This window comes from uncultured Bradyrhizobium sp., from assembly GCF_964252615.1.
Classification (GTDB): Bacteria; Pseudomonadota; Alphaproteobacteria; order Rhizobiales; family Xanthobacteraceae; genus Bradyrhizobium.
Genome location: NZ_CAXUNQ010000038.1, coordinates 21,489 through 46,941 on the forward strand (window position 1 = coordinate 21,489; position 25,453 = coordinate 46,941).

Consider the following 25,453-nt stretch of genomic DNA (forward strand, 5'->3'; position numbering starts at 1 on the left):
CTGCTAACGGAAGGCGACGGCAGGCGCTGCTGCCTGTTCATGGCGGGAAGACCTCGTGCTCAGATGGCCATCGCTGCGACGACCGCTCGACGTGCTATTCCTCGTCGCCTGCATCGCGCTGACCGCCGATGTGCTGGTCCCCGAAATCTGGGGCAACGGCAAGACCAAGGATTATCCGCTGTGGTTCTGGGCCGGGCAGCAGGTGCTGCAGGGCAAAGCGCTCTATCCCGCCGATCCCGCCGCTACCTTCGAATTCATCTATCCGCCATTGCCCGCGATCCTGCTCGCGATACCGAGCTGGTTCGGGAAAATTCCGCTTTATCTGTGCCTGTCGCTTCTCAACGCCGCGGCGTGGTGGATGACGAGCCAGTTGTCGAACGCCATGACCGGGTCGGGCAGGATTCCCGGCCCGTGGGTAGCCGCACTTCCCGGCTTCGCCACGGTGACGTTCGTGTTCGACATGTTCGACCTCGGGCAGCCCAACCTCGTCCTGCTCGCGATGATGCTGCTGGGATTCTGGTGGCTGCAGAACGGGCGGCCATGGGCGGGGGGATGCATGTTCGCGCTGGCCACGGCGATCAAGGTTTTTCCGGTGGCGGTGCTGCCCTATCTGCTGTGGCGGCGGCGCTGGGCGACCGCGGCGAGCATGATTGCATTCGTCGGTATTTTTCTGTTCCTGGTTCCGGCCCCGGTCCGCGGCTTCGAGCGCAACATCGCCGAACTGTCGACCTGGTACCGCGGCATGGTCGGAACGAGTTCGGAAAAGGGATTCGGCCAGCGCGGCGAGCAGAACTGGTCGTGGGTCAATCAATCGATCATCGCGGTGACGCATCGGCTGACGCGGCCGGTCAATTATAACCAGGACGATCCGGCAAAACCGCCGCGCACCATGAACCTGATCGAGCTGGATTTCAGAACCGCGAACTGGGTCGTGCTTGCGGTGTCGCTTCTGATCGGGCTTGGATTCGTCGCGGTGTTGCCGCCGGCGTCGCGCGTCACCCGCCTGTCGAATGCCGAGGAAGTGGCAATCCTGTTCTGCCTGATGACGGTGGCGTCGCCGCTGGCGCGTCAATACTATTTCATGTGGCTGTTCCTGCCCGTGACCGTGCTGATCCACCGCGCCGTGGTTGATCCGCGGCCGGCGGCGCGCGCGGCGACCTGGGGAATGCTGGCGCTCGCGGGCGGCCTGATGTGCCTGTCGTTTCCCGTCTTTTCGGTTTATCTTCAGGCGATCGGAAACAACCTCGCCGCGACGGCCGTGCTGGTTGTGGGCCTCGTCTGGTACATCAAAAATCCGCCTGCGGTGAATAGTGATATTACGGATAGCAGAACCTAAACCATCATCATGGCCGGGCTTGTCCCGGCCATCCACATCTTGCCTCGCCAATAAAGAAAGACGTGGATGCCCGGCACAAGGCCGGGCCTGACAAGCAGGAAACAGGAACGACAAAATGTCCAGTTCGCAACTTCAGCCGGTCCTCGACCGCATCGACGCCGATTTCGACAACAGCCTCGAACGCCTGTTCGCATTGCTGCGGATCAAATCAATCTCGGCCGATCCGGCCTTTGCCGGGGATTGCAAGGCTGCGGCCGATCATCTTGCCGGAATTATCGCCGCGCTCGGATTTGCGGCCGACGTAAAGCCTACCGCCGGTCATCCGGCGATCGTCGCCAGGAACAACGGCAATGGCGGCCACGGCGCGCGGCCGCATGTGCTGTTCTACGGCCATTACGACGTGCAGCCGGTCGATCCGCTTGAGCTGTGGCACCGTCCGCCGTTCGAGCCGGCCGTTGCCGATCATGCTGACGGCCGCAAAATCATCGTCGCGCGCGGCGCCGAGGACGACAAAGGCCAGTTGATGACCTTTGTCGAAGCCTGTCGGGCCTGGAAAACCGTCACGGGTTCGCTGCCGTTGGACGTGACCATCGTGATCGAGGGCGAAGAGGAAATCGGATCGAAAAACTTCGTGCCGTTTCTGGAAGCGAACAAGAAAGATCTCAAGGCCGATTTCGCATTGGTGTGCGACACCAGCATGTGGGATCGAGATACGCCGGCGATCACCACGTCGCTGCGTGGCCTTGTCTATGACGAGGTGCGGATCAAAGCCGCCAACCGCGACCTGCATTCGGGTATTTTCGGCGGCGGCGCCCAAAATCCGATCCGTGTGCTGACCCGCATCCTCGGAAGCCTGCATGACGACGACGGCCGTATCGCAATCCCCGGCTTTTACGACGGGGTAGAGGATCTTCCGCCGGACATTCTTGAGCGGTGGAGGAATTTGAACCTGACGCCGCAGTCCTTCCTCGCGCCGATCGGACTGTCGATTCCCGCCGGAGAAAAGGGCCGGCTGTTGATCGAACAGGTGTCGTCGCGTCCGACCTGCGATATCAACGGCATCGTCGGCGGCTACACCGGAGAAGGCTCCAAGACCGTCATCCCGGCGCAGGCCTCCGCAAAAGTGTCGTTTCGTCTGGTCGAAGGCCAGGACCCGGCGAAAATCCGAAACGCGTTTCGCGAATACGTCACCGCGCGGCTACCCGGCGATTGCAAGGCCGAATTCACCGACCATTCCAACGCGCCGGCGATCGCACTGGACTGGAACATGAGACCGCTTGCCGCCGCCCAGCGCGCATTGACCGACGAGTGGGGCACCGAGGCGGTGTTGATCGGCTCGGGCGCCTCGATCCCGATCGTTGCGGATTTCAAGAAAACCCTCGGGCTCGATACGCTGCTGGTGGGCTTTGGTCTGGATGACGACAACATTCATTCGCCGAATGAAAAATACGACCTCAGGAGTTTTCACAAGGGCATCCGCTCGTGGGCGCGGATTCTGGGCGCGCTGGCGGAGGGCCCTGCGAAGACGGACGGATACGCGGGTCAAGCCCGCGTATGACGGGGTGTGTGGATTCGGCAGGACTCGGCCCGGCGTATGCACCGATCTCCGCGTATGCACACGTCTTGGCGCACACACGTCTCCGGCGCCATTGCCGGGCTCGACCCGGCAATCCATCCGCCTCGCAATGACGCCGCGGTAGTGGCAGGGCGGATTAGCGAATCATAAAAACGCCGCCCGGAATTGGGCGGCGTTTTGGATGGAAGTGCAGAGGTCGTGTGGACGGCACTCTACACGAAATCTCAGGTCCTGTAACCGGGATCGATCCGGTCGAGCTTGCGCAGCAGCGGCGGCCATACCAGGGTGGTCGAGCGCAGTTCGGCACGATCGGGATTGCTGAACAACGCTTCGTTCTTGTCGATCACCGATTGCTCGACCGGGTAGGCGGCCGGGCCGAGCATCCGGGTCCGAACCTGCATGGTGCAGGCCCGTTCCAGATGGTACATGCGCTCGAAGGCCGAGGCGACCGAGCGACCGACCGTCAGCGTGCCGTGATTGCGCAGCAGCATGTGGTTCCTGTTGCCGAGATCCTTCTGCAGGCGCGGACGTTCGTCGTGATCCAGGGCGATACCTTCATAGTCGTGATAGGCCAGATCGTGAGTCACCAGTTGCGCCGTCTGGTTCATCGGGAGCAGGCCTTCCATGCAGCTCGCCACCGCGGTGCCGTCGGGCGTATGCAGGTGCAGCACGCAGCCGGCATCCTCGCGCGCTTCGTGGATCGCCGAATGAATCGTAAAGCCGGCGGGATTGATGCTGTAGTCGCTGCGGGTGAGCTGGTTGCCGTCGAGGTCGACCTTGACCAGGCTTGACGCGGTGATTTCGTCGAACATCAGGCCGTAAGGGTTGATCAGGAAATGATGCTCCGGCCCGGGCACCCGTGCCGAGACGTGGGTGTCGACCAGATCGTCCCAGCCATAATGCGCGATGAGGCGATAGCAGGCGGCGAGATTGACGCGCTGGGCCCATTCGGCATCCGCCATGTCGGACGGCACTTCCTTCAGGCGAGCTTCCGCTGGTGACATGGCCGTGTTTCTCCCGTGCCGAGACCGTTGATGATCGTGGCGATTCTAGTCCTGTCTCCGGCGGGCAGCAAGACGCGGGCGCCGCGTGGCAGTCATGCCTGCCGAGGCGGCTACGGCGCGGGAATTGCCAGCAGGCCGGAAATGCTGCGGCCGCGGATATCGTAGACGCGCGCGAAGACCACGTCATCGCGCTTGATTTCCACCATCACCGGCGCGGTGAGCCCCTTGCAGTAGAATTCGCCCAGGGTCATGGCGAAATCCGCGGCATTGCTGTCCCAGCCGATGGTGAAATCCGGGCCGAGCGCCACCTGCGCGGGCCGCTGCGGCCCGCATACCGCGACTTTCCATTTACGGCCGCGGGGCGCGACTTCCTGTCGCTCCACGAGTTCCTCGCGCAGGCCGTCCGACGCCTGTTTGAAGGCGAGACCCCAATAATCCAGCATGAACAGATCGTCGGCGCCGCGAACCGTTCCGGCGATATGATTGAAATGCGTGTACTGGTAAGGGTGCAGCCGGATCATTTCGCCGAGCGGCAGCATCAGGCCGAACGCGAAGGCCGCGACAACCGCAGGCTGCCAGTTGCGATGGCGTTCTCTCAGCCAGTCCATCAGCCAGGCGAATGCGACGCCGGCGAGGACGGTCATCGGCGGAATAACGAAAATGAAATGGCGGATGCCGTTGTAGAGCGCCGGACGCTTCACCATCGCCACCACGAGCGGCAAGGTGGCGGCGAGTGTCAGCATCAGCAGGATGGTCTTGCGGCGCGCCGTCACGTCGGCGCGCGACAGCGACATGAACGTACCGACGATGCCGGCAAGGGTGAGGCCAAGCAGGATTTCCGGAAGCTGCAGCGCGAACAGCGTCGGCAGATATGACCACGGCATGTCCGGTACCGACACCAGCGCGCCGTCGAACATCTCCTTCCAGGGCTTCTCGAAGAAATGCGAAAAATAGGTCAAGGCCTGGAATGGATTGCCGGGCTCCATGATCGACCACGGCCAGATCAGTCCCATCACGAGATAGCCGAGGATCAGGCCGGGCAGCAGCACGTAAACCATGTGCGCGAAGCGGTGCGCGGCTTCGCGCGCATTGTGGGTGTGAATTTCCTCGAAAAACAAGGGTAGAAAACCTGCCACCGCATAGATCAATGCGAGGCCGCCGAGGATGCGCGAACCGATCGAGAGCCCGGCCCCCAGCCCGACGATCAAAATCGTCCGCGGCGAAGGCGAAGGATACTCCTCGGCGAGACGAACGAGGCCGAGCATCAGGATGACCATCGCCACCGCGAACGGAGCATCCTTCGGGTTCATGAACATATGCCCATAGAAGGTGGGGCAGAGCGCCAGCAGCAGCAGGCTGGCAAGACCGGCGAGCGGGCCGCCGACGCGCCGTCCCAGACGCCATGTCACCGCAAGCCCGATAAAACCCACGACGGCGCCGAGCAGGCGGCGGGTTTCGAACAGTTCGAGCGGAATGATCTTGTGCAGCAATGCGGCCGCCATGTCGAAGCCGCCGCCATACATGTAAAGATTGGCGAACGACAGCGCGGCGGTATCCTTGAAACCCGAGCCGTACATGCGCAGCAGCAGATCGGCATATTCGGCATGGGTATAGTCGTCCCAGCCAAGACCGTAGTCGCGAAACGTGAAGCTTGCGATCAGACCGACCGCAGCCAGTGTCATGATGGCGAGGTCGTCGCACGTCCGCGCCACCGAGCGCCGCACAGGCGTGTCGATGCTCGAAGTTGTTATGGATGACATGGCTATTCGGTAACCCGGTGTCCCCTGTGGCCCAGCGTCAGCGCTTTTGAGCCTCGTTTCCCCGGCATCCATATAGCGCAGTTCCACCGCCAAGTAATTGCGAATTGTGGCCGAATTTTCTGACGCAATGCAGCATATGGAACGGCGGATAACGACTCCTGGACGCCTTTCGAAGTGGCTTTATCTCACCGCCAATATGAACACAGTCTGAAGCCGCTGCCGTGCGGAATCGCAATGGCGATATCGGCAATATGACGATATCGTAACGTCGGTGCTGTGACTCGCTTGCGCGGGGTTGGGGGATTTGACGATGACTTTGATTGCCGGGATTGGCATTCTGGTGGCTGGCCTTGTAGCGATCGGCTTTGGAATTCAAGACAAGGAGTTCGAGGTCGGCAAGACGCTCATTCTTGCCGGGACGGTGGTGGCCTGCACCGGCGGCGTCATGCTCGTCCTTGCCGTGGTGGTCCGCGAGCTGCAGAACATTGCGCGGCGTCTCGGCCCTGTCTCGGCCGCAGCCGCGCGCGCCCAAACCGAACCGCAGCCTTCTGCGGCGGCGACCGGCAATCAAGCGGGCCCGGGTACGTTGGACGCCGCAGAGCCGATGGCAACGCCGGCGCCGCCTTCATCGCCGGCATCGTGGCCGGAGGAGGTCGCGGCGCGGGACACTGCACACCTGCGCGGCGACGGCGCCTCGGAGCCGGCCATGCCGGGGTCCGCAGCGGCCACCAAGCCGCGGCGCAATCTGCTGTTTTCGTCATCGTCCCGCCGGGAACGTGAACGCGCGATGGCGCGTGCGCCCGAGGCGCCCGCCGCCGATGCCGGGTCCGCGCCTGTCGCGGCGCCGACGGCGAAAGAAGCTGCATCCGCCACGTTCGAAGATGCATGGCCGCAATCGGAGCGGCCGCGGTCCGACCCGTTACGGCGCCCCCGCACGCCTTCGACGTTCGCCGAACCGGCTACCGCCGCGAGCACGCCGGAACGCGCTGCGGCGATGGTTCGGAACGAGGAGCCACCTCCGGTGACCGTGCTCAAATCGGGCGTGGTCGATGGCATGGCCTATTCGCTGTATTCCGATGGTTCGATCGAGGCGCAAATGCCCGAAGGCATGATGCGGTTTGCATCCATCGATGAATTGCGCTCGCATCTCGACCAGCGCCCGTAATATCTGACGTTCCCGGAATCCTGCTGCGAAATAAAGCGTGGTGAAACCGGCGCTGTTCTTGTCATGTTCAGAGCAATTCGCCCATACTGGCAAGTAAAGGCGGGCGCCGTCCGTAGGCTGTTCCTGCGAGATACTTTTTGATCCTCGTTGTTTACGAACGGACGATCTTCGAAAGATACACATCATGACCGAACCTGCTGGCAAGAACTTCATCGATCTGACCGCGAACATCGTGTCAGCCTATGTCAGCAACAATCCGACGCCGGCTTCCGAACTGCCGGCGTTGATCGGTCAAATTCACGCGGCGCTGCTGCGGGTGTCGGCGGGCCGTACCGAGCTGGCGCTTGAACCGGCCAAGCCCGCGGTTCCGGTGAAGAAATCGATGACCGCCGATTACCTGGTGTGTCTCGAGGACGGCAAACGTTTCAAATCGCTGAAACGGCACCTGCGGACCCAGTACGGTATGACGCCGGAGCAGTACCGCGACAAATGGAACCTGCCGGCGGATTATCCAATGGTCGCGCCGAATTACGCGGTGGCGCGCTCCCAATTGGCCAAGAAAATGGGCCTGGGACAGCAGCGGCGCCGCCGCAAATAGCCGGTTGCGTTTGATATTCCAGCCCTTTTTAGCGTCAGGGAACCGATCAAAAATTTTTTAGGATTACTATCCCCAGGGGTAGAATATCGGATAAGTTGTGGAAACATGTTTCTACAACCGGAAAGCTCCTTCGATGCTGCAGCACAGTCCTCTCGATCTCCCTCTCGGGAATTCATCCGCCCCCACGCCGTCCACGCCGGAACGGACCTGCCACTGGGTCGCGTTCTGCGTGGCGCGAGATTTTGGTTTCGACATGGTCGCGTTGTTCGCGCCGACGCGGGGCACGCCGCGCGTGGCTTTTGCAAGACAGGTCGCGATGTACCTGGCCCATACCGGCTTCGAGCTCAGTCTTGAAACGATAAGCCGGGTTTTCGACCGCGACCGAACCACCGTTTTTCATGCCTGTCATGTCGTCGAGGATGGCCGCGACGACGTCTGGCTGGACTGTCGGCTCGAGGCGCTCGAACTGTCTTGCCGCGCCGGATTTGATGCCCTCCGAGAAGCGATGCCGGAGATCAGCCGATGAAAGGTGCTCCGCGCACCGGGGACAAGGTCACGCCGAACTGCGCGAAAACGGCGCCTGCCGAAGCAATCGGCGCATTTCGCGCGCAGCATCTGGATCTTGTGGCCCGAAAGATCATCGGCGAAACCGGCGCCGTCAGCGTGCTGGTGAACGAGAGCGAAAGCCCGCTGGCCTGGCTTGCCCGCCGCAAGGGCCGGGACGGCCGCACCATGATCAGCCCTAACCAGTTCATCGCGGGAGAAAAACTGCGCGAGGATTTCACCCGCGGGCATTTGTCTCCGCGCGTGACATCCGATTGGTCGGCGCCTGCCGGCCGCTCGCGCTCGTTCGCAGCCGCAGGCGAGATGACCGAACTGATGGTCGCCGCGCGGCAGCGCGTGCGGCTTGCCATGGAAGCCTGCGGGCCGGAATTTGCCGGGCTGCTGATCGATGTATGCTGTTTTCTGCGCGGCCTCGAGGAGGTCGAGCGCGAACGCGGCTGGCCGCTGCGATCGGCTAAGATCGTGCTGCAACTGGCGCTCGATCGTCTCGCGCGGCATTACGGCCTGCGTGATGAAGCGAGAGGGGACCTGAGCGCGCATGTCCGCACCTGGCTTGCCGCGGACGCCGGGTTCACCAGCGAATAACTAACCTGTGGCGAGAGTGCGACAGGTTTCGCTTCGCTCTGCCCGCCCTGCGCGTTTTTGCGGTGGTCGCAGGACGGGCAGAGCAAAGCAAAATCAATATCCGCTTGGCAGGGACGTTCAGGAGGCCGCCGCCAGGGTCTCGCGCGCATCGGTCCGGATGCGCTCGACCATGGCGCGCAGGCCGTTGGAACGCTGCGGCGTCAGATGGTCGCGAAATCCGAGTTCGTCGAACACCGCAACCGCATCGGTGGAAAGAATATCCCGCGGCGCGCGGCCTGAATAAAGCGTCAGCAGGATCGCGATCAGGCCGCGAACGATGTGCGCGTCACTGTCGCCAAGATAGCTCAGCACCGGCTCGCCGGTGTCGTTGCAGGCAAGGTTGCGCGACAGCCAGACCTGACTCGCACAGCCCTGGACCTTGTTGGCGGCGGAGTGCTCGGCCTCCGGCATCGGATCGAGGGTGCGGCCGAGTTCGATGACGTACCGGTAACGGTCGTCCCAATCCTCCAGCAGCGCAAAATTGTCCCTGATCTCGTCGATCGTCGTCATCGCGGCCCGCATGTCGTCTGTAAGACATATATAGGACCGCCGGCGTGCGAAAGCGACGGGTAGAGATCGAAATATCCCGTCATGCACGGACTTGACCCGCGCATCCGTCACTTCGGAAGACTCTTTTAAAGGATGGATTGCCGGGTCAAGCCCGCCTATGACGAGATGTGCGCATCCAGCAGGGGTCAGGCCCGGCAATGAGGCCAGGCCTAATTCGCCGCCGCCAGGCCGGAGGCGGGCATCCGCCATTCGGCTTGCAGGTCGTCCGGGGTCAGGGTGTCGCGTGATGCGCCGATGGCTGCAACATCCGCGCCCTCGACGCCGCCGATCGAGCCGGTATGGTCGGATGACTTCTTGTCCGTGATGATCTGGTACAGCTTGCGCGCGCCGCCCTGGGCGCGCTGGCCGATCACGGTCGCAGCCTGTCCGCCGACTTCGCACGCCGCAGGTTGCCGCTTGCAGAATTGACTCATGTCGGAAACCGCGGCGGTCGCGGCCGACACCGCCTCCGACGCACCGACTTGCGGCAGCTTGTCCGATTCAGACGTTTTCTCTCTGGGCAACAGCACCAGCACCAGCCCGAGCCAGAATGCCATGCGAAGCAGGAAAAACATGTCGCGACCCCGTCCGTCTTCTTCATACGTTGCGGTTGATCTCGCAATCGACCTGTTCCGTAACAGGCATCGATAAACCGTAAGTATCCGCATTGAATTTAAATCGCGGAAAATTTGCAAATAAGCCGAGCGATTCGATTCGGCGTAAATTTTCAATTGATGCCCGTTGCGCGACCGGTAAAGGCCGCATCCACGGCGTCCACCATTTCGAAACCATACCCGTTCCTCCCCGGAAACTTGGCATTCACCATCAGCGCGGAATGCCGCGGTCCGGCAACGCAAAACCGTCTCCCGCGCGCCGTCTTTCGAGGCCGGCGCGGGCGCCTTAGCGTTCGCTTAAGTTCGCTCTGACACGGTGGGGGCAACGATAAAGGAGGCGTTCCGGCGCGTCAGTTGCGACGAGCAAGCCGAAGCGCAGGAGTTGTGACCATCTTGAAACTTATCCGCGACTGTCTCGATGCGTTGTTGCATCCATCGGCTCGCTATGACGCGCTGACCAGCGCGCGCCATCGCGCGTTCATGGCGCCGCGGATGCTGGGCAGTCTCGCGGCCTTCGCGGCCTTCCCGGTCTATCTTGCGACGCGCGGCGCGCCGACGCCGCTCGAGGCCGCGGCGTTTGCCTGGCTGATCGCGCCGATCCTGCTGTCCTGGTTCCTGTCGCGCACCGGACGCTACGAGAGCGCGCATGTGTTGTCATCGCTGGCCCTGACGGGTTTTGTCATGACCGTGGCCATCACCACCGGCGGCATCGAATCCTTTGCGGCGGTCTGGCTGATCGCGGTTCCGTTCGAGGCCTCGCTGTCCGCATCCCGCCGCGTCGTGGCTTTTGCGGCGGCGCTGGCGTTGTCATGCGCGGGCGCCCTCATCGTCATGGGACATCTCGGCGTGCTGCCGCCATTGGAAGCCGGCGCAGCGGGACGCGGCGTATTCACGGCGTTCGGAATCACATCGGCGACGCTCTATGCGGCGGTGCTCGCATTCGGTGCGGAATCCTTGTCCCGCACCGGCACCGCCCTGCTCAATGTCGAGGAAGACCGCTATCGCCTGCTGGCGCGCAACATGAGCGACGTGATCTCACGGCACCGCCGCAACGGCGCGGTGGAGTTCATTTCGCCGGCAGCCGAGAGCTTGCTGGGGACTGCGGTATCGCGCCTGCTCGGCCATGGTCTGTTCGACCGCGTCCATGTCGCCGATCGTCCGGCCTATCTGACCGCACTGTCGGATGCGGCCCGCGGCGGTGCGGTGCGCAGCGTCGAATTCCGCCTCAGGCGCGAGGTGCCGCGCGGACGAGGCCCCGCCGACTTCATCTGGGTCGAGATGCGTTGCCGCCCGCTCGGGCAGACGCTGGAAAAACCGGAAGCATCGGACTCCGAGGTGGTCGCGGTCATGCGCGACGTCACCGACCGGAAGATCCAGGAACAGGCTCTCGACGTCGCACGCGCCGCGGCCGAACAGGCGGATGCCGCCAAGAGCCGTTTCCTTGCCACCATGAGCCATGAACTGCGCACGCCGCTCAATGCCATCATCGGTTTCTCCGAGATGATCGCGCAGGAAGACGTGCTGATGATCAATGCGGTCAGACGCAAGGAATACGCGCAACTGATCAACGATTCCGGCCAGCATCTGCTTTCCGTGGTCAACGGCATCCTCGACATGTCGAAAATGGAGTCGGGCAATTTCGAAATATCGCCGGAACCGTTCGCGCCGCACGGTGCGCTGCTCGGCTGCTGCAATCTGCTCGCACTAAAGGCGAGGGAGAACGGCATCGATCTCGTGACCCGCGCACCGGAGGATCTGCCGGTCGTCACCGGCGACCCGCGCGCGTTCAAGCAGATCGTGTTGAACCTGGTTTCCAACGCCCTCAAATTCACCGAGCGCGGCGGCGCGGTAACGGTTTCCGCCGGGGTCGAGGGATCGCGCCTCGTCTTGCGAGTGGCCGACACCGGCGTCGGCATCGCGCCCGACGATCTGAAGCGGATCGGCGACCCGTTCTTTCAGGCCGGCAAGACCTATCAGCGGCGTCATGAGGGCACCGGTCTCGGGCTGTCGATCGTCAAAAGCCTGGTCGCGCTGCACGGCGGCGAGATGACGGTGCAGAGCAGGATCGATGAAGGCACCACCGTGGCCGTCGCATTGCCGCTGGCGTTCACGCCGGTCGAGCAGCCTTCCAGCAACATCGCCACGCTTGTCCCGGGCGTGCGATCCGGCCATCCCGACAAACCCCGGCAGGTGAGGAAAAGTGCCTAAGAGAACGACATCCGATGACGACATGCCGCGCCGCTGCGGGGCGGGTGCGGCTGCAATCGAGGCAGGCACGGAACGCAGTCTCGTGATGCGTATGCTGCTGCACAGCCCAAAGGACCTGATCGCGGGGACCCTGGCTTTTGCAGCCGTCAGCGCCATCGTCGCGAACGCGATGTTCATGCAGGCCGGCCACCATCCCGCGCCGATGTTCGGCGCAGCCGTCAGCCTCCCGCTGGCGTCGGGGCCCAGTCCATTGCCGCGGCCGCGGCCCGTCGAAGCGGCAGTGAAAACAGGCGACGTCAGGCTTGGTGACGCGCGGGCGGCCGACGTCAAGCCGGCGGAGCCGGCCTCCAGCGCCGCCAGGACGGCACCCGCGCCGGCGTCAGCAGCCGCTGCGCGGCCGCCGGCGCCGGTCCCGGTTTCGTCCCGCGGCGATCCCGTCGGAGATCTGATCGCCGCCTCGCGCCGGGTGGCCGCGGTGCAGCGGGCACTGACCGACTACGGCTACGGTCAATTGAAGCCGACCGGCACCGCCGGCTCCGACACGTCAGCCGCGATCCAGAAATTCGAGCGCGATCGCAAGCTCCCCGTCACCGGCCAGATGTCCGACCGGCTGGTGCGCGAACTCGGCACGATGACCGGGCGGGCGATCGACTAGCTTCAATCCGCCTGCCGGCCTATCGTCAGCTTATGCGTTTAAAATCCAGCATCTGGGTGGCGGCGTACCTGCGCCGCTGCCAGACCGAGGGCGTATTCGGCGCCGTGCGCAGGCGCGGCGCTGAAGAGGCCGGTGCGGTGTTCGTCAAGCTGGCGCTGCTCGACGGCAACGCGATGCTGTACGCACCGGCGCCGCAAACCGCCTATGACGACAGCCGTCCGATCGAGCGGGTGTTTGCACCGGCGTCACCGCGGCCGTTGCCTGAGCCGGCGGTAGAAGAGCGCCTCGCCAGGGAAATCCGGTTCGATCCGGATGTCTGGATCGTGGAGATCGAGGACAAAGCCGGGCGTCACTTTCTCGATCTGGCGCGGGCGCCGTCGGATTGAAAGTGGTTCACTCTCGTCATGGCCGGCTTCGTCCCGGCCATCCACGTCTTTCTTGCTTCAGCGTCATTTAAGACGTGGATGCCCGGCACAAGGCCGGGCATGACGAACCAATGGCGACGCCTGATTTCATTGGATCCTTTTCGGTCAGCCTCTCAGGATGACGGCTGAACGGGGGCTCGGAAGATGTGTGCATGCTTTAGCCCGCATGCGGGGGAGACAAGCAGCTTCAGCTTCCACTCCCGCGCGAGGTGTTGCGCGTCAGGATGTCTGTGCCCGGCTGCATGAAAGGACGGATTTGCGCCGTCGCGGAACGCGCGCGCTGGCGTTCGTCGTCGTGGAGCGCCGGCTTGTATTTCGCGCGTGTCACCGCCACCGTCGCGCCGCGCCAGGCGGCCAGCATGATCAAGGCGGAGCGTTCGCTCAAGCGGTCGTAGAGGCGCGACAGCCGGTAGACGGTGTTGACCGACGTGCCCAATCGCGGATCGAGAAACAGCAGCACGCGCTGAAACACGGCGCCCGGCATCTCCAGCGCTTTCATGGCGCAAGCCAGCGGCTCGCCGCCGGGATCGTTGACCACCTGGGCTGCGGTGCGCGACGGCAGGATCAGCGCCTCGCCGAGCTCCAGCGTGAAGTTTTCGACGTCGCAGGCAAATGCCGCCATCTCCAGCGTTTCGATCGCACGCGCGGCCCGTGCTGCGGGGATTCGTGCGGAAGGTTTCAGCGGAGCGTCCGCGAGATTGTGCAGGATCAAGGCGCGGTCGCCGGCGCCGGCTGAGAAGAACAGTTCGCTGATTTCCGCCGCGTCTTTCGGCTGCATCGACAACGCCGTCATGCGCAACTGCGCTTCGGTCGGAGGCCTGAGCGCCGGCGGGGCAGGCGGCTGCTCCGGAATGCTGCCGGCGAGCGGGACGGGTTGATGAAGGCCCGGCGGCTGCAGCCCCAGCTTTTTGACGATCGCGGCGGGCGTGCCTGGATAAATCGAGAGTCGCGCCCGCACCACCGCGCGGGTTGCATCGTCGACCTGGTCGATCAACCGCGAGGTCAACTCGACGAACTGCCGTTCTTCGTCCTCGGTGTGCGCGCTGGTCTGAACATACAGGTCGGTCAGCACCCGCAGCAGCGTAGGCCGTATATCGACGCCTTCGCGACGGGAGAGAGTCATCAGCCCGTCAAAGCCCGGAAACATTGGAGGTATGGTCATGTCAGGGTACGCGACTGAGGGGTGTTTCACGCGATTTTAAGCACGCCCCTTTAACATCACGTTAAGGAAAACAACGCGTGAATGCCCGCCGTCTGTATAGCTGACGCGGTGCGGGGTTCTTCACGCCGTTCGCACCGCCGCTTTCGTCCAGGGCACGAGACCTCGTTGCAACACATGACATTGCGCCGTCGTGCGGTCCCGAATTAACACGCCATTAACCATGCCCTGATCTTAATAAGGTCTGCCGCCGCCGAACCGAGGCGATGCGGTAAGGAGAGAACATGAGCACCATCATTGAATTTCCAGCGGATGCAGCTTCGCGGCGGCTGGGCTCAACCGTGGGTGCCGCCCAGCGCGAAGGCATGGGCACCATCCTGATCCTCCCCGTCATCCGAATCGAGCGCGACACCGATGGCGGTCGCGGGCCGGAAGAAGGAACCGCGCCGGGACGCCGCCGCCGCCGCCGGGTGCGCTCCTGACAGCGGATATTCTTCAATGCCGAAGTTGCCTTCCCCGACCAGGCTTCGGCGTCCTTTCGCGATTCTGAGTGCTGTAGCGCTTGTCGCCGGCGCCATGCTCGGCGGCTGCGCCGGCGGCGATTTCGGCCGGACCCGCGAGAGTTTTCGCAACGACGACATGCATCGCTGGATCGGCGCCGAGGCGACGGCAAGTGTCGGTCTGCGCGCGTCGCAATACCAGCTCACCGACAAGGAGCGCTTGCTGCGCGATCTTGCCTATCCGCTGATCGAGCCGCCGCATTCGCGGCCGGCCTGGAAAACGGTGTTCGGGGACTATCAGCCGCTGCCGGCGCCGTGGCGGCAGGCGCCGGCGTTCGACCGCACCGCCTATGGCCGCCTGCTGATCGACGAGCCGCATCGCTCGCAGACGTCGCGTTACAACCAGTTGATCGAAGACGTGCGCAACGACATCACGCGGTTCGATCCGTTCTTTGCCGATGCGGTCCAGGTTCTCGATCTCGACAGGAAGCGCAACGCCAGCCTCAGCCTGGTTTCCGAATTGTCGCCGCGCGAGCGCGCCGATGCGATTCTGCGGATGCAGGAGAACGCGCTGATCGTGCAGTGGGTTCAGCAATGCCTGGAGCAGCGGATTTCGTCCTATCGCTGGGCGCTGGAACGGCTGGTGGTGCAGGCCCCGGACAATATCGCGGCCGATGCCGACCGCCTGATCGGCGAACTCGCCGCGCAAACCGCGAACCCGCCGGTGATGACGGCCCCGGTGATCGGGCGTGCGGTGAGTACGCGGGGGTAGGCTGTCGCCGACATTGCAACATACTCCGTCATGCGCGCTTGATCCGCGTATCCATCCATCTTCGGAAGAGTCGTTTGAAGGGGATGGATTGCCGGGTCCCCGGCAATGACGACGAGATGTGTGCATCCAGCAGCGTCACGCCCGGCAATGACGATGAGCGTGTGAATCCAGCAGGGCCTACCCGGCAATGACAAATCCGCGGGAATCACCGCTTGGCTTGCGGCTGCTCGGCCTACTTTGCCGGCGGTTCGGTCTGCACCTTGCAGCTCGCGGCCGCGAGCGAGGCTTCCGCCTGCGGCATCAGGCCGGGCTCCGGCGCCAGCGCCTTGAGCACGATCAGTCCGGTCGCGGTCGGCGAATCGATAATCAGGCGGTCCGCCGCGGTCACGTCCTCGTCTTCGGGCAACTCCGCGTGCTGCGCTTCCGTCATCAGGTCGAGTTCGATCACGCGGCGTCCGGCGGAGCGGTCGTTGATCGCGTAATAGGCCACATCGTTGCGGGTGTAGAACGACACCGACGTATAAGCCTGGCTGACCGGAACCGCGAGCTTGATCGGACCGGTGGAAAGATCGTAGCGGCAGATCGCGACCGCGAATGCCGGATCCATGAAGGGCATCGGCGCATTGTTCGGACCGGCGGGCGCAAGCGCGGTGACGGCGTTTGATTTCGTCAATGGTGTAAGGCGCGAATAGGCGTCCTGGGTCGCAATGCGAGGCAGCGCCAGCACGCTGACGAGGTGTACGACGCCGCCGAGCAGCGCGCCTCCGATGATCGCGAAAAGCAGGCGGATCATGGACACCCCGCGGTCGCAATCGAAGGCATCGGCGCATCGCGCTGCGTCCGCGTCGCGACGCCGACCGGGGTATCATAGAGCCGGAGCATCAGCGAATAACGCTCGATGCCGCCGCTCGGCAGCCAGTTTCCGGAACGCGACCTCGACGCCACCCGCACCTCGAAGGCGCCGTCCGAACTGCGGATGATTTCCTGGCTGGTGAAGCCGTAACGCTGCAGCGCGTTGGCGACGAGATGCCCTTTCGAATCGTACAGCGTCAAGGTCCAGAATCGCGCCGCCGGCGTCACGCCGCTGACGATCACGTCGCATCGTCCGTCCAGCGGCCGCTTGCGGTCGTCGGTCGTCGCCGAGAACGCGACGCCGTCGCCGGTGCCGACCGGCAATTCGCCGCTGCGTGCAATCGACGCGCGCGAATAGGGATCGACCTCGGCGGTGCCGGTTTTCGGCCGCGCGGTCCACGCGCCGATGGTCAGCGTGCCGAGATCGGTGCCGCGCGTCGCGGTCATCCACGTCGCACCCAGGCCGACGGCGGTGGCGATGACGAGCGCCAGCAGGGTAAAGAAGATCAGCCGCACGATTAGTTCTTGCGCGGCGCCGGCGTTGCCGGTTCACCCGGCGCCGCCGCCGCAAAGCTGTCCGGAAACGCAAGCGAGCCGGATGAGACCGGCTTCGCCGGCTGGACCGGATCGCCGGACGAGGTATTGCCCGCATCGTCGAGCATCTTCTCCACGCGTACCAGAATATCGGCACCGCGCCTGGTAAGGATCGGCGGCGGTCCGGGCTTGGTCTCGAGAACTTTCGGCGCCGCGTTGGCCGCGACGGGACCGGGCGCGGGCGGCAGCTTCGTTCCCATTCCGATGCCGGGGATTTCCTTGACCTCGACGCCCTGATGCGCCGCGACCATGATGTCGTGCCAGGTCTGCGCCGGCAGCGAGCCGCCGGTCATCCGGTTGGTGGGCGAATAGTCGTCGTTGCCGTACCAGACCGCGCAGGTGAAATTGCCGGTGTAGCCGACGAACCAGGCATCCCGATAGGCGTTGGTGGTGCCGGTCTTGCCCGCGGTCGGAATGCCGTCAAGCGCGGCGCGCCGCGCGGTGCCTTCGCTGACGACGTGGCTCATCATGCCCGCCATGTCGGATGCGACGGAGGCGGGGATCGCCTGCAGCGGCTTCTTGCCGTCGCGGTCGAACCGCCAGACCAGATCGCCGGCGCCGGTGCGAACTTCCAGCACCGCATGCGGCGGCACCGATTTGCCCTTGTTCGGAAATGTCGCATACGCCACCGCATGTTCGACCACCGAGACTTCATCGGAGCCGATCGGCAGCGACGGCGTGTCCGGCAGCGGCGCCTTGAGGCCGAAGCGTCGCGCCACCTCTACGATCTTGGCGCGGCCAGCCTTCGGTCCGGCCTTGCCGCCGAGCGCAATCGACAGCTTCACCGGCACCACATTGATCGAGCGGGTGATCGCTTGCGTCAGCGTCACCGAGCCTGAGTAGGAGTGGCCGTAGTTCTGCGGACACCAGTTGCCGATGCAGACCGGACCGTCGACCACGATCGAGGTCGGCTTGAATCCGTTCATCAGTGCGGTGGTGTAGACATAAGGCTTGAACGACGAACCCGGCTGGCGCATCGCGTCGACCGCGCGGTTAAACTGGCTGGCGCCGTAGTCGCGTCCGCCGACCATCGCCCGCACGCCGCCGTCGAGATCGGCCACCACGGTCGCCGCCTGCGTGGCGTGATAGTCGCGGCCGAACTGGCGCAACTGGTTCTCGATGGCGTCTTCGGCCGCGTGCTGAACGTTCATGTCGATGGCGGTCCGCACCACGAAGACGCGCTCGACATAGGATTTCGGAAACGTGTCGACCAGCTTGCGCATTTCGTCGAATGCCCAGTCGAGATAATAGTTCGGCGAATTTTCGTCGCGGCGGTCGACCGCGTTGGCCGGATTGCGCCGCGCGCCGAACACCTGGCCTTCGGTCATGAAGCCGGCATCGACCAGGTTGTCGAGCACCACATTGGCGCGGGCGCGGGCGGCGGGCAGGTTGATATGCGGCGCGTATTTGGTCGGCGCCTTGAACAATCCGGCGAGCATCGCGGCTTCGGCAAGGTTGACGTCGCGCGCGGATTTGTTGAAGTAGAAGTGCGCCGCACCGTCGACGCCGAAGGTGCCGCCGCCCATATAGGCGCGATCGAGATAGAGTTTCAGGATCTCGTTCTTGGTCAGCCGCGTTTCCAGCCAGACCGCGAGAAACGCTTCGTTGACCTTGCGTTCGATGGTGCGCTCGTTGGAAAGAAACAGATTCTTTGCAAGCTGCTGGGTGATCGACGAGCCGCCCTGGCGCACGCCGCCGGCCTGGGCGTTGGTCACCAGCGCGCGCGCGGTGCCGGCGATGTCGATGCCGAAGTGGTCGTAGAAGCGCCGGTCTTCGGTGGCGAGCGTCGCCTTGATCAGATTGTCGGGAAAATCCTCCAGCGGAATCGAATCATTGTGCTTGATGCCGCGGCTGCCGATCGGATTGCCGTAGCGATCGAGGAATGACACCGCAAGATCGGATTTCTTCAGCCAGTCGTCGTCGGCGGTTTCGCGGAACGCCGGCACCGCGAGCGCCAGCATCAGGATCAGGCCGCCGAGCCCGATGGTCGCGGCTTCCGACAGCGGCTCGATGAACACCCAGCGCTTCCAGCGGCCGACATAGAAACGGTCCATGAAGGTCGCGTACCGCTCATACAATTCGCGCGCGCCCTTGGCCGACGAGAACAGCGTCGAATCGATGCGCGCATCAAGGTCCAGCAGGAAATGCCGGAGTTTTCTGTTCCAGTCTGGCGGGACGATCTGGCGCACCTCAAGCCCTTGGTCATATGCGGCGCTCAAAACGCCCGGCCGGGGGCGCCTTCAAACGTCTTGCGGAAGTGTTGCGGCAAACCCAAGGCGCTTTTGCGGCCGCCGCGGTTGCGTCGACCTTGTAGCCGAGCACAGGGCATAAACCAATGGCCGGGCTCGGGATTTCGGCTGCGAAGGCTAACGCGGCGGCGGCCGTTGCGGTCCCCGCGGCTCTTAAGTGCTTGCAGAGCCTGCACGACACCCCATAGAAGACGGACCGCCCATGGTATGGATCGATCGCTTCGGCATGACGTCGCGCCCCCCGCCGCCCTCGGTTCAAGAGGGATTGTTCTGGAAAACCAAGACGTTGGAAGAGATGTCCAGCGCCGAATGGGAATCGTTGTGTGATGGCTGCGCGCGGTGCTGCCTGGAAAAGCTCGAGGATGAGGGCACCGGCCGGATTTATTTCACCCATGTGTCCTGCCGTCTGCTGGATGCCGGGCTGTGCGCCTGCAAGGATTATGCGAATCGGTCCGCCCAGGTTCCGGACTGCGTGCGGCTCACTCCGGAGAACGTCCGCACCATCAACTGGCTGCCGCCGAGTTGCGGCTATCGTCTCGTCGCCGAGGGCCGCGACCTGTATTGGTGGCATCCGCTGATATCGGGCGATCCGAACACCGTGCATGAAGCCGGCGTCTCGGTGCGCGGCCGGGTGCAGGGCACCGAGACCGAAATTGCCGACGCCGATCTGGAAGACCACATCGTGCAATGGCCGGCGCTGCTGCCCAGGCGCGCGCGGGCCAAGAAGCGGCCGGCCTAGCAAAAGGCGGTCGCCCTCTGCGTCGGTACGACCGACGGCGGCAGCCGATTGCGGTGCGTCCGGCTGGCCGGTTCTTTTTACGGCGCATTCGAACAAAAGCCGGCCATTGAGGTTTTCCTCGCAGGAGCGACCTTAAGTCGAGGAGAAACATGATGCTGAAGAAGGTTATGATCGCCGTCATAACACTGCTCGTCGTAGGTTCGGCGCCTCAAACGGCTTCCGCCCGAGGCGGCGGGTTTCGAGGCGGCGGGTTTCGGGGCGGCGGCTTCCGCGGCGGCGGCTTCAGGGGGGCCGGCCTTGGGCTTGGCGTCGGACTGGGGTTGGCGGGCGCAGGCGCTTACTACTATGGTGACGGCGGGTGCATCCGCCTGCGCCGGATCTGGACGCCGTATGGCTACCGTCTGCGGAGGGTGAACGTTTGCTACTGAGATGACCATCTCGCGCGATATAAAAGCCCGCCGGCAATCCGGCGGGCTTTCCAATTCCTGCCAGGTCAGCCGGGGTGCCTTTGCTAAAGAAGCGATCGAGTCCCTTGAGATTTCGACGAAGCGTCGTGCGCGACCTTCGAAATCGTCTGCGCTTTGCTCTGGCCGGATTGATCGTGCTGATCGGCCTGCATGTGGTCGCGATGATGACGCTGGAGGGCCTCAGTCTCGGCGACGCGGTCTGGCTCACCTTCACCACCATCACCACGACGGGATACGGCGATTATTCCGCCAGGACCGGCGCCGGGCGCGCCGCCACCATCGTATTGATCTACCTCAGCGGAATTTTTCTTCTGACCCAGGCCGGCGGCGCGCTTTTCGAACTCAGGGCGCTTCGCCGCATCCGAATGCGGCGCGGCGAGTGGAGGTGGGATATGGAAAATCACATCGTTTTCATCAATACCCCGACCGATGAGCCCGGCGATTACCTGCGGCGGCTGCTGGATCAACTGCATCGCTCGCACGCCGCGCTCAAGGGCGTCAAGTCGATCGTCCTGACCGAAGCCTTTCCCGATGGGCTGCCGCCGACGCTGGAAGACGATCCTCTCGTGGTCCAGGTCAAGGGCCGCTTCGACGATACCGCGGCGCTGAAGGCGACCTGCGTGGACAAGGCCCGGGTCGTCGTGATCCTGGCCGAACGCGAGGGCGACCGGCTGTCGGACTCCAGGACCTTCGACATCATCCACCGCCTGCGCGAGTCGTCCTGTCACGCCCGCATCGTCGCCGAATGCGTCGACGACGACAATCGCGAACGGTTCAGGAAGGCCGGAGCCACCGCGGTGGTGCGGCCGCTGCGCGGTTATCCCGAAATGATCGTCCGCGCCATCGTGGCGCCGGGAGCCGAGCGGATCGTCGAAAGCCTGTTTTCAAGCGAGGGCGACGAGTGTCTGCGCTTCGATGTCGCGATCGGCGGATTGAAATGGTCGGACGTGGTCCGGAGCGTGATCGAGGCGAATTTTGGAACCGCGCTCGGCTATGCCGATGCCGGCGGACGGTTGCGCGCCAATCCGCCTCCCGGCGATGTCGTCCACGCCAACGCGTTGTTCGTCGTGGTCAACGATTCCCAGGCTCCCACCGCGGCGTCGATCGAGGCTGCGCTGAACAAGCTGGCCGCCGGGATGCCCGGCGGCGGCAAACTTCCCCGCGCCGGCTGATGCAGCGCTTCGTGCCGATGGGCGAACGAACCGAGGTTGCCGTCATCGGCGCGGGCGGGCGCGTCGTGGTTTCGACGCGGATTCATGGACACGATTTAATCTGCGGCGGTGAAATTATTTTGCCGCCCGGGCGTAGCTCGAAGGTTGGCGTGAAGTCCTTCTCGACAACGTGGCCAGCCTTACGGCCCCATCCTGGGTCGCTCCTGATGGGGTCGTCTGGGGCTTTCAAGGACGCAAGTGGGAAATCGACATGCTGACCGACCGGCACATCGCATTGATGTGCGACGTGGCTGATAGCGGCGCCGCCGACATCAGCCCGGAGCATCTCAACGAGATGCTCGACCTGATCGCTGACGACTATGTGGAAAGCGACGACAGCACGAATGCCAGATACCGGCTTACGGCCAAGGGTCGAAAGCTGCTGGAGGATCGCGCTGTCGAAGCCAACAAACGCGAGGCCTGACATGAACCGAATTCTTCGACATGCCCTTTGTTTGACCGCCGCACTGACAGCCATTGGGTTCATTGGATGCGAAGCGGCTCTTGCGCGCGGCGGAGCGGCAAATATCATGAACTCGCCCGGTTATCAGCGGCGCCTGCAAGAGTCCCGCGGGTATGTAACCAATCAATCGGGGTCGATCTTTGCTCCGCCGTCACCGCGGATTTACAAGCGTCCGAAAGTCCGCCGCCATTATTGACGGGAAGTCATCCCGGCCGTCCTGACGGGCCGGCCGAGGCGACCTTCGATCGCGCGGCCGCCGCAGAAATGCCGCACGGAAAGACCGCGGCGGTCGAGTCTGCCGGCGTTGTGCCGCGCGTTTCAGATCGTCTGATGATCGGAAGGGCATGTTGAACCGCGCGCTTCATCGCCCAGCCCGCGCCGAAGCAGTCCGCGGTTGCGATCCATCGATCGAAAGCGCGGTCCCGCGCGCAACCGCGACCAGCACGGAACGGATTTGGCCGGCCGAACGTTCAATTGCAGGAGCTCGCGGTTTGCGTCAGATAACCAGGAACGAGTTCCGCGGGCCATGGCAGGCGAAGGGATACGCGCCAGGCAATGAGCCCAACCCTGGGCGCGAACCCTGGGCAGGACGACGCTTGAAGTGAACTTTTGTGCCCTGTGCCGTCATGTACGGGGGAGTGAGGTCCCGTGGATCAAAGAGCGACCCTGCGGATCAAGGCAGAGAAATACCGCGGATACGCCCGGCGGATCAACGACCCGGACACGGTCGAACGCATCCTGCATCTTGCCTGGGAACTGGAATGGAAAGCCATGCAGCCCGATGACGAAGATATCCGGACCCGTGCTTATGATCTTTGGAAGCAGGCCGGCGAGCCCGAGGACCGCGACGAAGAGTTCTGGCTTCTGGCGGAACAGGAACTGCGCAACGAGGACGGGTCCTCACCGCTGCGAACTCCCGACAATCTGTAATTGTTTGCCGCGGCTGATGCGCGAGAGAATCGCAGCCCTCGGGCCCCCGCGCGAACTCATCATCCCTTGAGTCATTCCCGCGAAGGCGGGGATCAGGCGTCCCATCCGGTTCGTCATGCCAGGGCATCCACGTCTTAAAGGCGCTGAAGCACAAGAAAGACGTCGATGGCCGGGACGAAGCCCGGCGATGACGGAAAGTGAATTATTCTCCATGTGTAAATTGAGTACCGCTTGCGCGGGGACGGCGGGCTTTTTGCAGTTCAAGCCGAATGGGCGAGCCAAAGCACCGCGCTCGCGGGATGCACCCATGCGCGCGACCCGCTGCCTGCGCTGCGATGAAGCGTTTACATACGAGGTCAGCCCGAATCCGCCTCGCGCGCGCCGCGACCAACATCGATTCCTTAAAACGTCCGCATGAACAAGTTCGAACGCCAGCGCCGTGACACGGCTGAGACACAGCCGTTGCCGCAAGCGGCGGCGCGCGACCTTGCGCGCCCCGCCTCCGACATCATCGACCTCCCCGATGCGCCGCCGATCGCGCCGCAGGTGCCGCTGACCCAGGGCGAGGTCCGCACCATCCTGATGAGCCTGATGCTGACCATGTTCCTGGCCGCGCTCGACCAGACCATCGTCGCCACCGCGCTTCCCACCATCGGCCGGCAATTCCACGACGTGTCCAGTTTGTCGTGGGTGATCACCGCCTATCTGCTGGCTTCGACCGCGGTGGCGCCGGTGTTCGGCACGCTCAGCGACATCTACGGCCGCCGCGCCATGATCATCGCGGCGCTGTCGCTGTTCATCGCCGGCTCGATCCTGTGCGCGCTGGCGCCGAACATGCCGGTGCTGATCGTGGCGCGCGGCCTGCAGGGCCTCGGCGGCGGCGGCATCCTTCCCATCGTGCAGACCGTGATCTCCGACGTCGTCACCCCGCGCGAGCGCGGCCAGTACCAGGCGTATTTTTCCGGAGTGTGGACGGCGGCCGGAATCGGCGGCCCGATCATCGGCGGCGTGTTCGCCGAGCATCTGCACTGGTCGATGATCTTCTGGATCAACGTGCCGCTCGGCGTTGCCTCGCTGGTGCTGCTGCTGCCGAAGATGGGCAAGATCCCGACCTTTCATCGCAAGCGCCGGGTCGATCTCGCCGGTGGCCTGCTGCTGATGGCCTCGGCGGTCGTCTTCATGCTGGTGCTGACCTGGGGCGGCAACCGGTATCCGTGGCTGTCGCCGGCGATTACCGCGATGATCGGCGCGGCCCTGGTGCTGGCGCTGGCCTTCGTGATGCATGCGCGGCGCAGCGACGAACCGTTCTTGCCGCTGCCGCTGATGGGCGGCCGCGTGGTGCCCTATGCGATGGCCGCCGGCGGCTGCGCCCTGGGAGCCATGCTGGGCCTGACCGTGCACATGCCGCTGTATTACGAGGCGGTCTATCATTTGAGCGCCAGCGAATCCGGCCTTGCATTGATTCCATTGGCCGCGGTCTCCACCGGCGGCGCCGCCATCGCCGGCAAGGCGATGGCGCGGATGAAGCATTACAGGCGCGTCGCCGTCGTCGGCACCGCGTTCTCCGCAGCCGTCGCCGGCTTGCTGGCGGCGACGACGCCGCTGCCGCTGTGGGTGCTGCTGGCCGCCTTGTCGCTGTTCGCGCTGGGGCTGGGCACCACCTTTCCGATCAGCGTGGTGTCGATCCAGAATTCGGTGGCGCGCTTCCAGGTCGGCACCGTCACCGGCGCGCTGAACTTCTTCCGCGCGCTGATGGCCTCGTTCACGGTGGCGGCGTTCACCGCCATTCTGCTGATGGCGCTCGGCACCGAGATGTCGATCGGCGAGGGGCGCGGCGCGGCCAGCGGCATCGCCGCTGCCGACATGGTGGCGGCTTTCCGCTACGTGTTCGCGGCGGCGGCCGCGCTGATGGCCGGCGCGACGGTGCTGATGATGCTGATGGAGGAGCGGCCGCTGGCCGGACCGGCCACGGTGCCGGCGGAGATGGCGGAGTAGGGAGGCGGGGACGGCTGAAACCGGCGTTCCCTACGCATCCGGAAATCCCGCAAGTCGATTCCCGCACCCCCGCGTCATCCAGTAGGTCAAGCCCGGCATGACGTAGACCGCGCTGCCCGGCCCTTGGCCGCGCATGATGTAGACCACGCCGTCATGCCCGGCCTTGTCCCGGGCATCCACGTCTTTCTTTCTGATGTGGGGCAAAGACGTGGATGGCCGGGACGAGCCCTACTGGATGCACGCATCGCACCGTCATTGCCGGGACATCAAGCCCGGCAATCCATCCTGCTTCGCAAAAGCCTTTTGCCAAGAGCGATGGATACGCGGGTCAAGCCCGCGATTGACGCAGTGTGTGGTGCGGCGTGTTGCAATATCGCGCTCCACGGGGTGTGCGTTCCCCGGACGCAGCGCAGCGCGCAGCCCTTGCGGAGCGGTGCGCTGCAG

At 64.1% G+C, this 25,453-nt stretch carries 27 protein-coding genes; 16 read left to right on the plus strand and 11 right to left on the minus strand.

All coding sequences use genetic code 11. The annotated features are described in order from the left end of the window. The first annotated feature begins 55 nt into the window (after positions 1–55). Complete coding sequence (locus ACFE72_RS17385) at positions 56–1,336, plus strand: glycosyltransferase family 87 protein (protein ID WP_375414364.1); 1,281 nt, start codon at positions 56–58, stop codon at positions 1,334–1,336. A 115-nt stretch (positions 1,337–1,451) separates the two neighbouring features. Further along, on the plus strand, positions 1,452–2,894 hold the full coding sequence (locus ACFE72_RS17390; RefSeq protein ID WP_375414365.1) for a M20/M25/M40 family metallo-hydrolase: 1,443 nt from the start codon (positions 1,452–1,454) through the stop codon (positions 2,892–2,894). Between the two features lie 242 nt (positions 2,895–3,136). Here the strand turns inward: ACFE72_RS17390 and ACFE72_RS17395 are convergent, their stop codons facing one another. Both ACFE72_RS17395 and ACFE72_RS17400 read right to left on the minus strand, forming a co-directional pair. Further along, complete coding sequence (locus ACFE72_RS17395) at positions 3,137–3,916, minus strand: class II aldolase/adducin family protein (protein WP_375414366.1); 780 nt, start codon at positions 3,914–3,916, stop codon at positions 3,137–3,139. Between the two features lie 110 nt (positions 3,917–4,026). Next, positions 4,027–5,676, minus strand: coding sequence for a glycosyltransferase family 39 protein (locus tag ACFE72_RS17400; protein ID WP_375414367.1), 1,650 nt, complete (start codon positions 5,674–5,676; stop codon positions 4,027–4,029). Positions 5,677–5,986: 310 nt separating this feature from the next. Between ACFE72_RS17400 and ACFE72_RS17405 the strand changes: the two genes are divergently transcribed. The 4 genes from ACFE72_RS17405 to ACFE72_RS17420 all read left to right on the plus strand — a co-directional run bounded on the left by ACFE72_RS17405 (position 5,987) and on the right by ACFE72_RS17420 (position 8,588). Continuing rightward, positions 5,987–6,841 (plus strand): DUF308 domain-containing protein, encoded by an 855-nt coding sequence (locus ACFE72_RS17405; RefSeq protein ID WP_375414368.1) that lies wholly within the window; start codon positions 5,987–5,989, stop codon positions 6,839–6,841. Positions 6,842–7,025: 184 nt separating this feature from the next. Then, the gene (locus ACFE72_RS17410; protein ID WP_375414369.1) at positions 7,026–7,439 is read left to right on the plus strand and encodes a MucR family transcriptional regulator; all 414 of its coding nucleotides are present in this window, start codon (positions 7,026–7,028) and stop codon (positions 7,437–7,439) included. Positions 7,440–7,572: 133 nt separating this feature from the next. Next, positions 7,573–7,965, plus strand: a complete 393-nt coding sequence (locus tag ACFE72_RS17415; RefSeq protein ID WP_375414370.1) for a helix-turn-helix domain-containing protein — start codon at positions 7,573–7,575, stop codon at positions 7,963–7,965. Then, on the plus strand, positions 7,962–8,588 hold the full coding sequence (locus ACFE72_RS17420; RefSeq protein ID WP_375414371.1) for a DUF6456 domain-containing protein: 627 nt from the start codon (positions 7,962–7,964) through the stop codon (positions 8,586–8,588). The genes ACFE72_RS17415 and ACFE72_RS17420 overlap by 4 nt, the downstream gene beginning before the upstream one ends. 117 nt (positions 8,589–8,705) lie before the next feature. Here ACFE72_RS17420 and ACFE72_RS17425 read toward each other — a convergent pair whose 3' ends face one another. The 3 genes from ACFE72_RS17425 to ACFE72_RS17435 form a co-directional block, all read right to left on the minus strand. Continuing rightward, positions 8,706–9,137 (minus strand): SufE family protein, encoded by a 432-nt coding sequence (locus tag ACFE72_RS17425; RefSeq protein ID WP_375414372.1) that lies wholly within the window; start codon positions 9,135–9,137, stop codon positions 8,706–8,708. Between the two features lie 209 nt (positions 9,138–9,346). Continuing rightward, positions 9,347–9,751, minus strand: coding sequence for a DUF5330 domain-containing protein (locus ACFE72_RS17430; RefSeq protein WP_375414373.1), 405 nt, complete (start codon positions 9,749–9,751; stop codon positions 9,347–9,349). A gap of 22 nt (positions 9,752–9,773) precedes the next feature. Next, positions 9,774–9,968, minus strand: coding sequence for a hypothetical protein (locus tag ACFE72_RS17435; protein ID WP_375414374.1), 195 nt, complete (start codon positions 9,966–9,968; stop codon positions 9,774–9,776). 206 nt (positions 9,969–10,174) lie between these two features. On the opposite strand from ACFE72_RS17435, the gene ACFE72_RS17440 reads away from it, so the two are divergent. The 3 genes from ACFE72_RS17440 to ACFE72_RS17450 are packed head-to-tail and all read left to right on the plus strand — an operon-like array spanning position 10,175 to position 13,039. After that, on the plus strand, positions 10,175–11,998 hold the full coding sequence (locus tag ACFE72_RS17440) for a PAS domain-containing sensor histidine kinase (protein ID WP_375414375.1): 1,824 nt from the start codon (positions 10,175–10,177) through the stop codon (positions 11,996–11,998). Then, positions 11,991–12,653 (plus strand): peptidoglycan-binding domain-containing protein, encoded by a 663-nt coding sequence (locus tag ACFE72_RS17445; RefSeq protein ID WP_375414376.1) that lies wholly within the window; start codon positions 11,991–11,993, stop codon positions 12,651–12,653. The genes ACFE72_RS17440 and ACFE72_RS17445 overlap by 8 nt, the downstream gene beginning before the upstream one ends. Before the next feature lie 32 nt (positions 12,654–12,685). Further along, the gene (locus ACFE72_RS17450) at positions 12,686–13,039 is read left to right on the plus strand and encodes a DUF1491 family protein (RefSeq protein WP_375414377.1); all 354 of its coding nucleotides are present in this window, start codon (positions 12,686–12,688) and stop codon (positions 13,037–13,039) included. Between the two features lie 226 nt (positions 13,040–13,265). Here ACFE72_RS17450 and ACFE72_RS17455 read toward each other — a convergent pair whose 3' ends face one another. Further along, positions 13,266–14,240, minus strand: a complete 975-nt coding sequence (locus tag ACFE72_RS17455; RefSeq protein ID WP_375414378.1) for a DUF2336 domain-containing protein — start codon at positions 14,238–14,240, stop codon at positions 13,266–13,268. A 281-nt stretch (positions 14,241–14,521) separates the two neighbouring features. Here ACFE72_RS17455 and ACFE72_RS17460 point away from each other — a divergent pair, with 281 nt between their 5' ends. Further along, on the plus strand, positions 14,522–14,719 hold the full coding sequence (locus tag ACFE72_RS17460) for a hypothetical protein (protein ID WP_375414379.1): 198 nt from the start codon (positions 14,522–14,524) through the stop codon (positions 14,717–14,719). 16 nt (positions 14,720–14,735) lie between these two features. Then, complete coding sequence (locus ACFE72_RS17465) at positions 14,736–15,509, plus strand: hypothetical protein (RefSeq protein ID WP_375414380.1); 774 nt, start codon at positions 14,736–14,738, stop codon at positions 15,507–15,509. Between the two features lie 232 nt (positions 15,510–15,741). Here the strand turns inward: ACFE72_RS17465 and ACFE72_RS17470 are convergent, their stop codons facing one another. The 3 genes from ACFE72_RS17470 to ACFE72_RS17480 are packed head-to-tail and all read right to left on the minus strand — an operon-like array spanning position 15,742 to position 19,144. Further along, the gene (locus ACFE72_RS17470; RefSeq protein WP_375414381.1) at positions 15,742–16,302 is read right to left on the minus strand and encodes a DUF1254 domain-containing protein; all 561 of its coding nucleotides are present in this window, start codon (positions 16,300–16,302) and stop codon (positions 15,742–15,744) included. Beyond that, positions 16,299–16,877, minus strand: coding sequence for a DUF1214 domain-containing protein (locus tag ACFE72_RS17475; RefSeq protein WP_375414382.1), 579 nt, complete (start codon positions 16,875–16,877; stop codon positions 16,299–16,301). The genes ACFE72_RS17470 and ACFE72_RS17475 overlap by 4 nt, the downstream gene beginning before the upstream one ends. 2 nt (positions 16,878–16,879) lie before the next feature. Then, complete coding sequence (locus ACFE72_RS17480) at positions 16,880–19,144, minus strand: transglycosylase domain-containing protein (RefSeq protein WP_375414383.1); 2,265 nt, start codon at positions 19,142–19,144, stop codon at positions 16,880–16,882. A gap of 286 nt (positions 19,145–19,430) precedes the next feature. Here ACFE72_RS17480 and ACFE72_RS17485 point away from each other — a divergent pair, with 286 nt between their 5' ends. The 5 genes from ACFE72_RS17485 (at position 19,431) to ACFE72_RS17505 (ending at position 25,009) form a co-directional block, all read left to right on the plus strand. After that, positions 19,431–19,943 (plus strand): YcgN family cysteine cluster protein, encoded by a 513-nt coding sequence (locus tag ACFE72_RS17485; protein WP_375414384.1) that lies wholly within the window; start codon positions 19,431–19,433, stop codon positions 19,941–19,943. A gap of 553 nt (positions 19,944–20,496) precedes the next feature. Further along, positions 20,497–21,582 (plus strand): ion channel, encoded by a 1,086-nt coding sequence (locus tag ACFE72_RS17490; protein WP_375414385.1) that lies wholly within the window; start codon positions 20,497–20,499, stop codon positions 21,580–21,582. A 250-nt stretch (positions 21,583–21,832) separates the two neighbouring features. Then, on the plus strand, positions 21,833–22,045 hold the full coding sequence (locus ACFE72_RS17495; RefSeq protein ID WP_375414386.1) for a hypothetical protein: 213 nt from the start codon (positions 21,833–21,835) through the stop codon (positions 22,043–22,045). Between the two features lie 687 nt (positions 22,046–22,732). Beyond that, entirely contained in the window at positions 22,733–23,014 is a 282-nt protein-coding gene (locus tag ACFE72_RS17500) for a DUF2934 domain-containing protein (RefSeq protein WP_375414387.1), read from the plus strand. Between the two features lie 414 nt (positions 23,015–23,428). Continuing rightward, a complete protein-coding gene (locus ACFE72_RS17505) occupies positions 23,429–25,009 on the plus strand; it encodes an MDR family MFS transporter (protein WP_375414388.1) in 1,581 nt (526 codons plus the stop codon). 30 nt (positions 25,010–25,039) lie between these two features. Here ACFE72_RS17505 and ACFE72_RS17510 read toward each other — a convergent pair whose 3' ends face one another. Beyond that, a complete protein-coding gene (locus ACFE72_RS17510) occupies positions 25,040–25,189 on the minus strand; it encodes a hypothetical protein (protein WP_375414389.1) in 150 nt (49 codons plus the stop codon). 72 nt (positions 25,190–25,261) lie between these two features. Next, positions 25,262–25,453 (minus strand): hypothetical protein (locus tag ACFE72_RS17515; protein ID WP_375414390.1); only part of this gene is annotated, 192 nt, incomplete at its 5' end.

Bases quoted from the DNA above. Each gene is read 5' to 3' on its own strand.
- ACFE72_RS17465 (WP_375414380.1), top strand. From the start codon at position 14,736: ATGCCGAAGTTGCCTTCCCCGACCAGGCTTCGGCGTCCTTTCGCGATT.
- ACFE72_RS17505 (WP_375414388.1), top strand. From the start codon at position 23,429: ATGAACAAGTTCGAACGCCAGCGCCGTGACACGGCTGAGACACAGCCG.
- ACFE72_RS17435 (WP_375414374.1), bottom strand. From the start codon at position 9,968: ATGGTTTCGAAATGGTGGACGCCGTGGATGCGGCCTTTACCGGTCGCG.
- ACFE72_RS17405 (WP_375414368.1), top strand. From the start codon at position 5,987: ATGACTTTGATTGCCGGGATTGGCATTCTGGTGGCTGGCCTTGTAGCG.
- ACFE72_RS17415 (WP_375414370.1), top strand. From the start codon at position 7,573: ATGCTGCAGCACAGTCCTCTCGATCTCCCTCTCGGGAATTCATCCGCC.
- ACFE72_RS17390 (WP_375414365.1), top strand. From the start codon at position 1,452: ATGTCCAGTTCGCAACTTCAGCCGGTCCTCGACCGCATCGACGCCGAT.
- ACFE72_RS17455 (WP_375414378.1), bottom strand. From the start codon at position 14,240: ATGACCATACCTCCAATGTTTCCGGGCTTTGACGGGCTGATGACTCTC.
- ACFE72_RS17410 (WP_375414369.1), top strand. From the start codon at position 7,026: ATGACCGAACCTGCTGGCAAGAACTTCATCGATCTGACCGCGAACATC.
- ACFE72_RS17470 (WP_375414381.1), bottom strand. From the start codon at position 16,302: ATGATCCGCCTGCTTTTCGCGATCATCGGAGGCGCGCTGCTCGGCGGC.
- ACFE72_RS17400 (WP_375414367.1), bottom strand. From the start codon at position 5,676: ATGTCATCCATAACAACTTCGAGCATCGACACGCCTGTGCGGCGCTCG.
- ACFE72_RS17430 (WP_375414373.1), bottom strand. From the start codon at position 9,751: ATGTTTTTCCTGCTTCGCATGGCATTCTGGCTCGGGCTGGTGCTGGTG.
- ACFE72_RS17495 (WP_375414386.1), top strand. From the start codon at position 21,833: ATGCTGACCGACCGGCACATCGCATTGATGTGCGACGTGGCTGATAGC.
- ACFE72_RS17450 (WP_375414377.1), top strand. From the start codon at position 12,686: ATGCGTTTAAAATCCAGCATCTGGGTGGCGGCGTACCTGCGCCGCTGC.
- ACFE72_RS17395 (WP_375414366.1), bottom strand. From the start codon at position 3,916: ATGTCACCAGCGGAAGCTCGCCTGAAGGAAGTGCCGTCCGACATGGCG.
- ACFE72_RS17425 (WP_375414372.1), bottom strand. From the start codon at position 9,137: ATGACGACGATCGACGAGATCAGGGACAATTTTGCGCTGCTGGAGGAT.
- ACFE72_RS17460 (WP_375414379.1), top strand. From the start codon at position 14,522: ATGAGCACCATCATTGAATTTCCAGCGGATGCAGCTTCGCGGCGGCTG.
- ACFE72_RS17485 (WP_375414384.1), top strand. From the start codon at position 19,431: ATGACGTCGCGCCCCCCGCCGCCCTCGGTTCAAGAGGGATTGTTCTGG.
- ACFE72_RS17420 (WP_375414371.1), top strand. From the start codon at position 7,962: ATGAAAGGTGCTCCGCGCACCGGGGACAAGGTCACGCCGAACTGCGCG.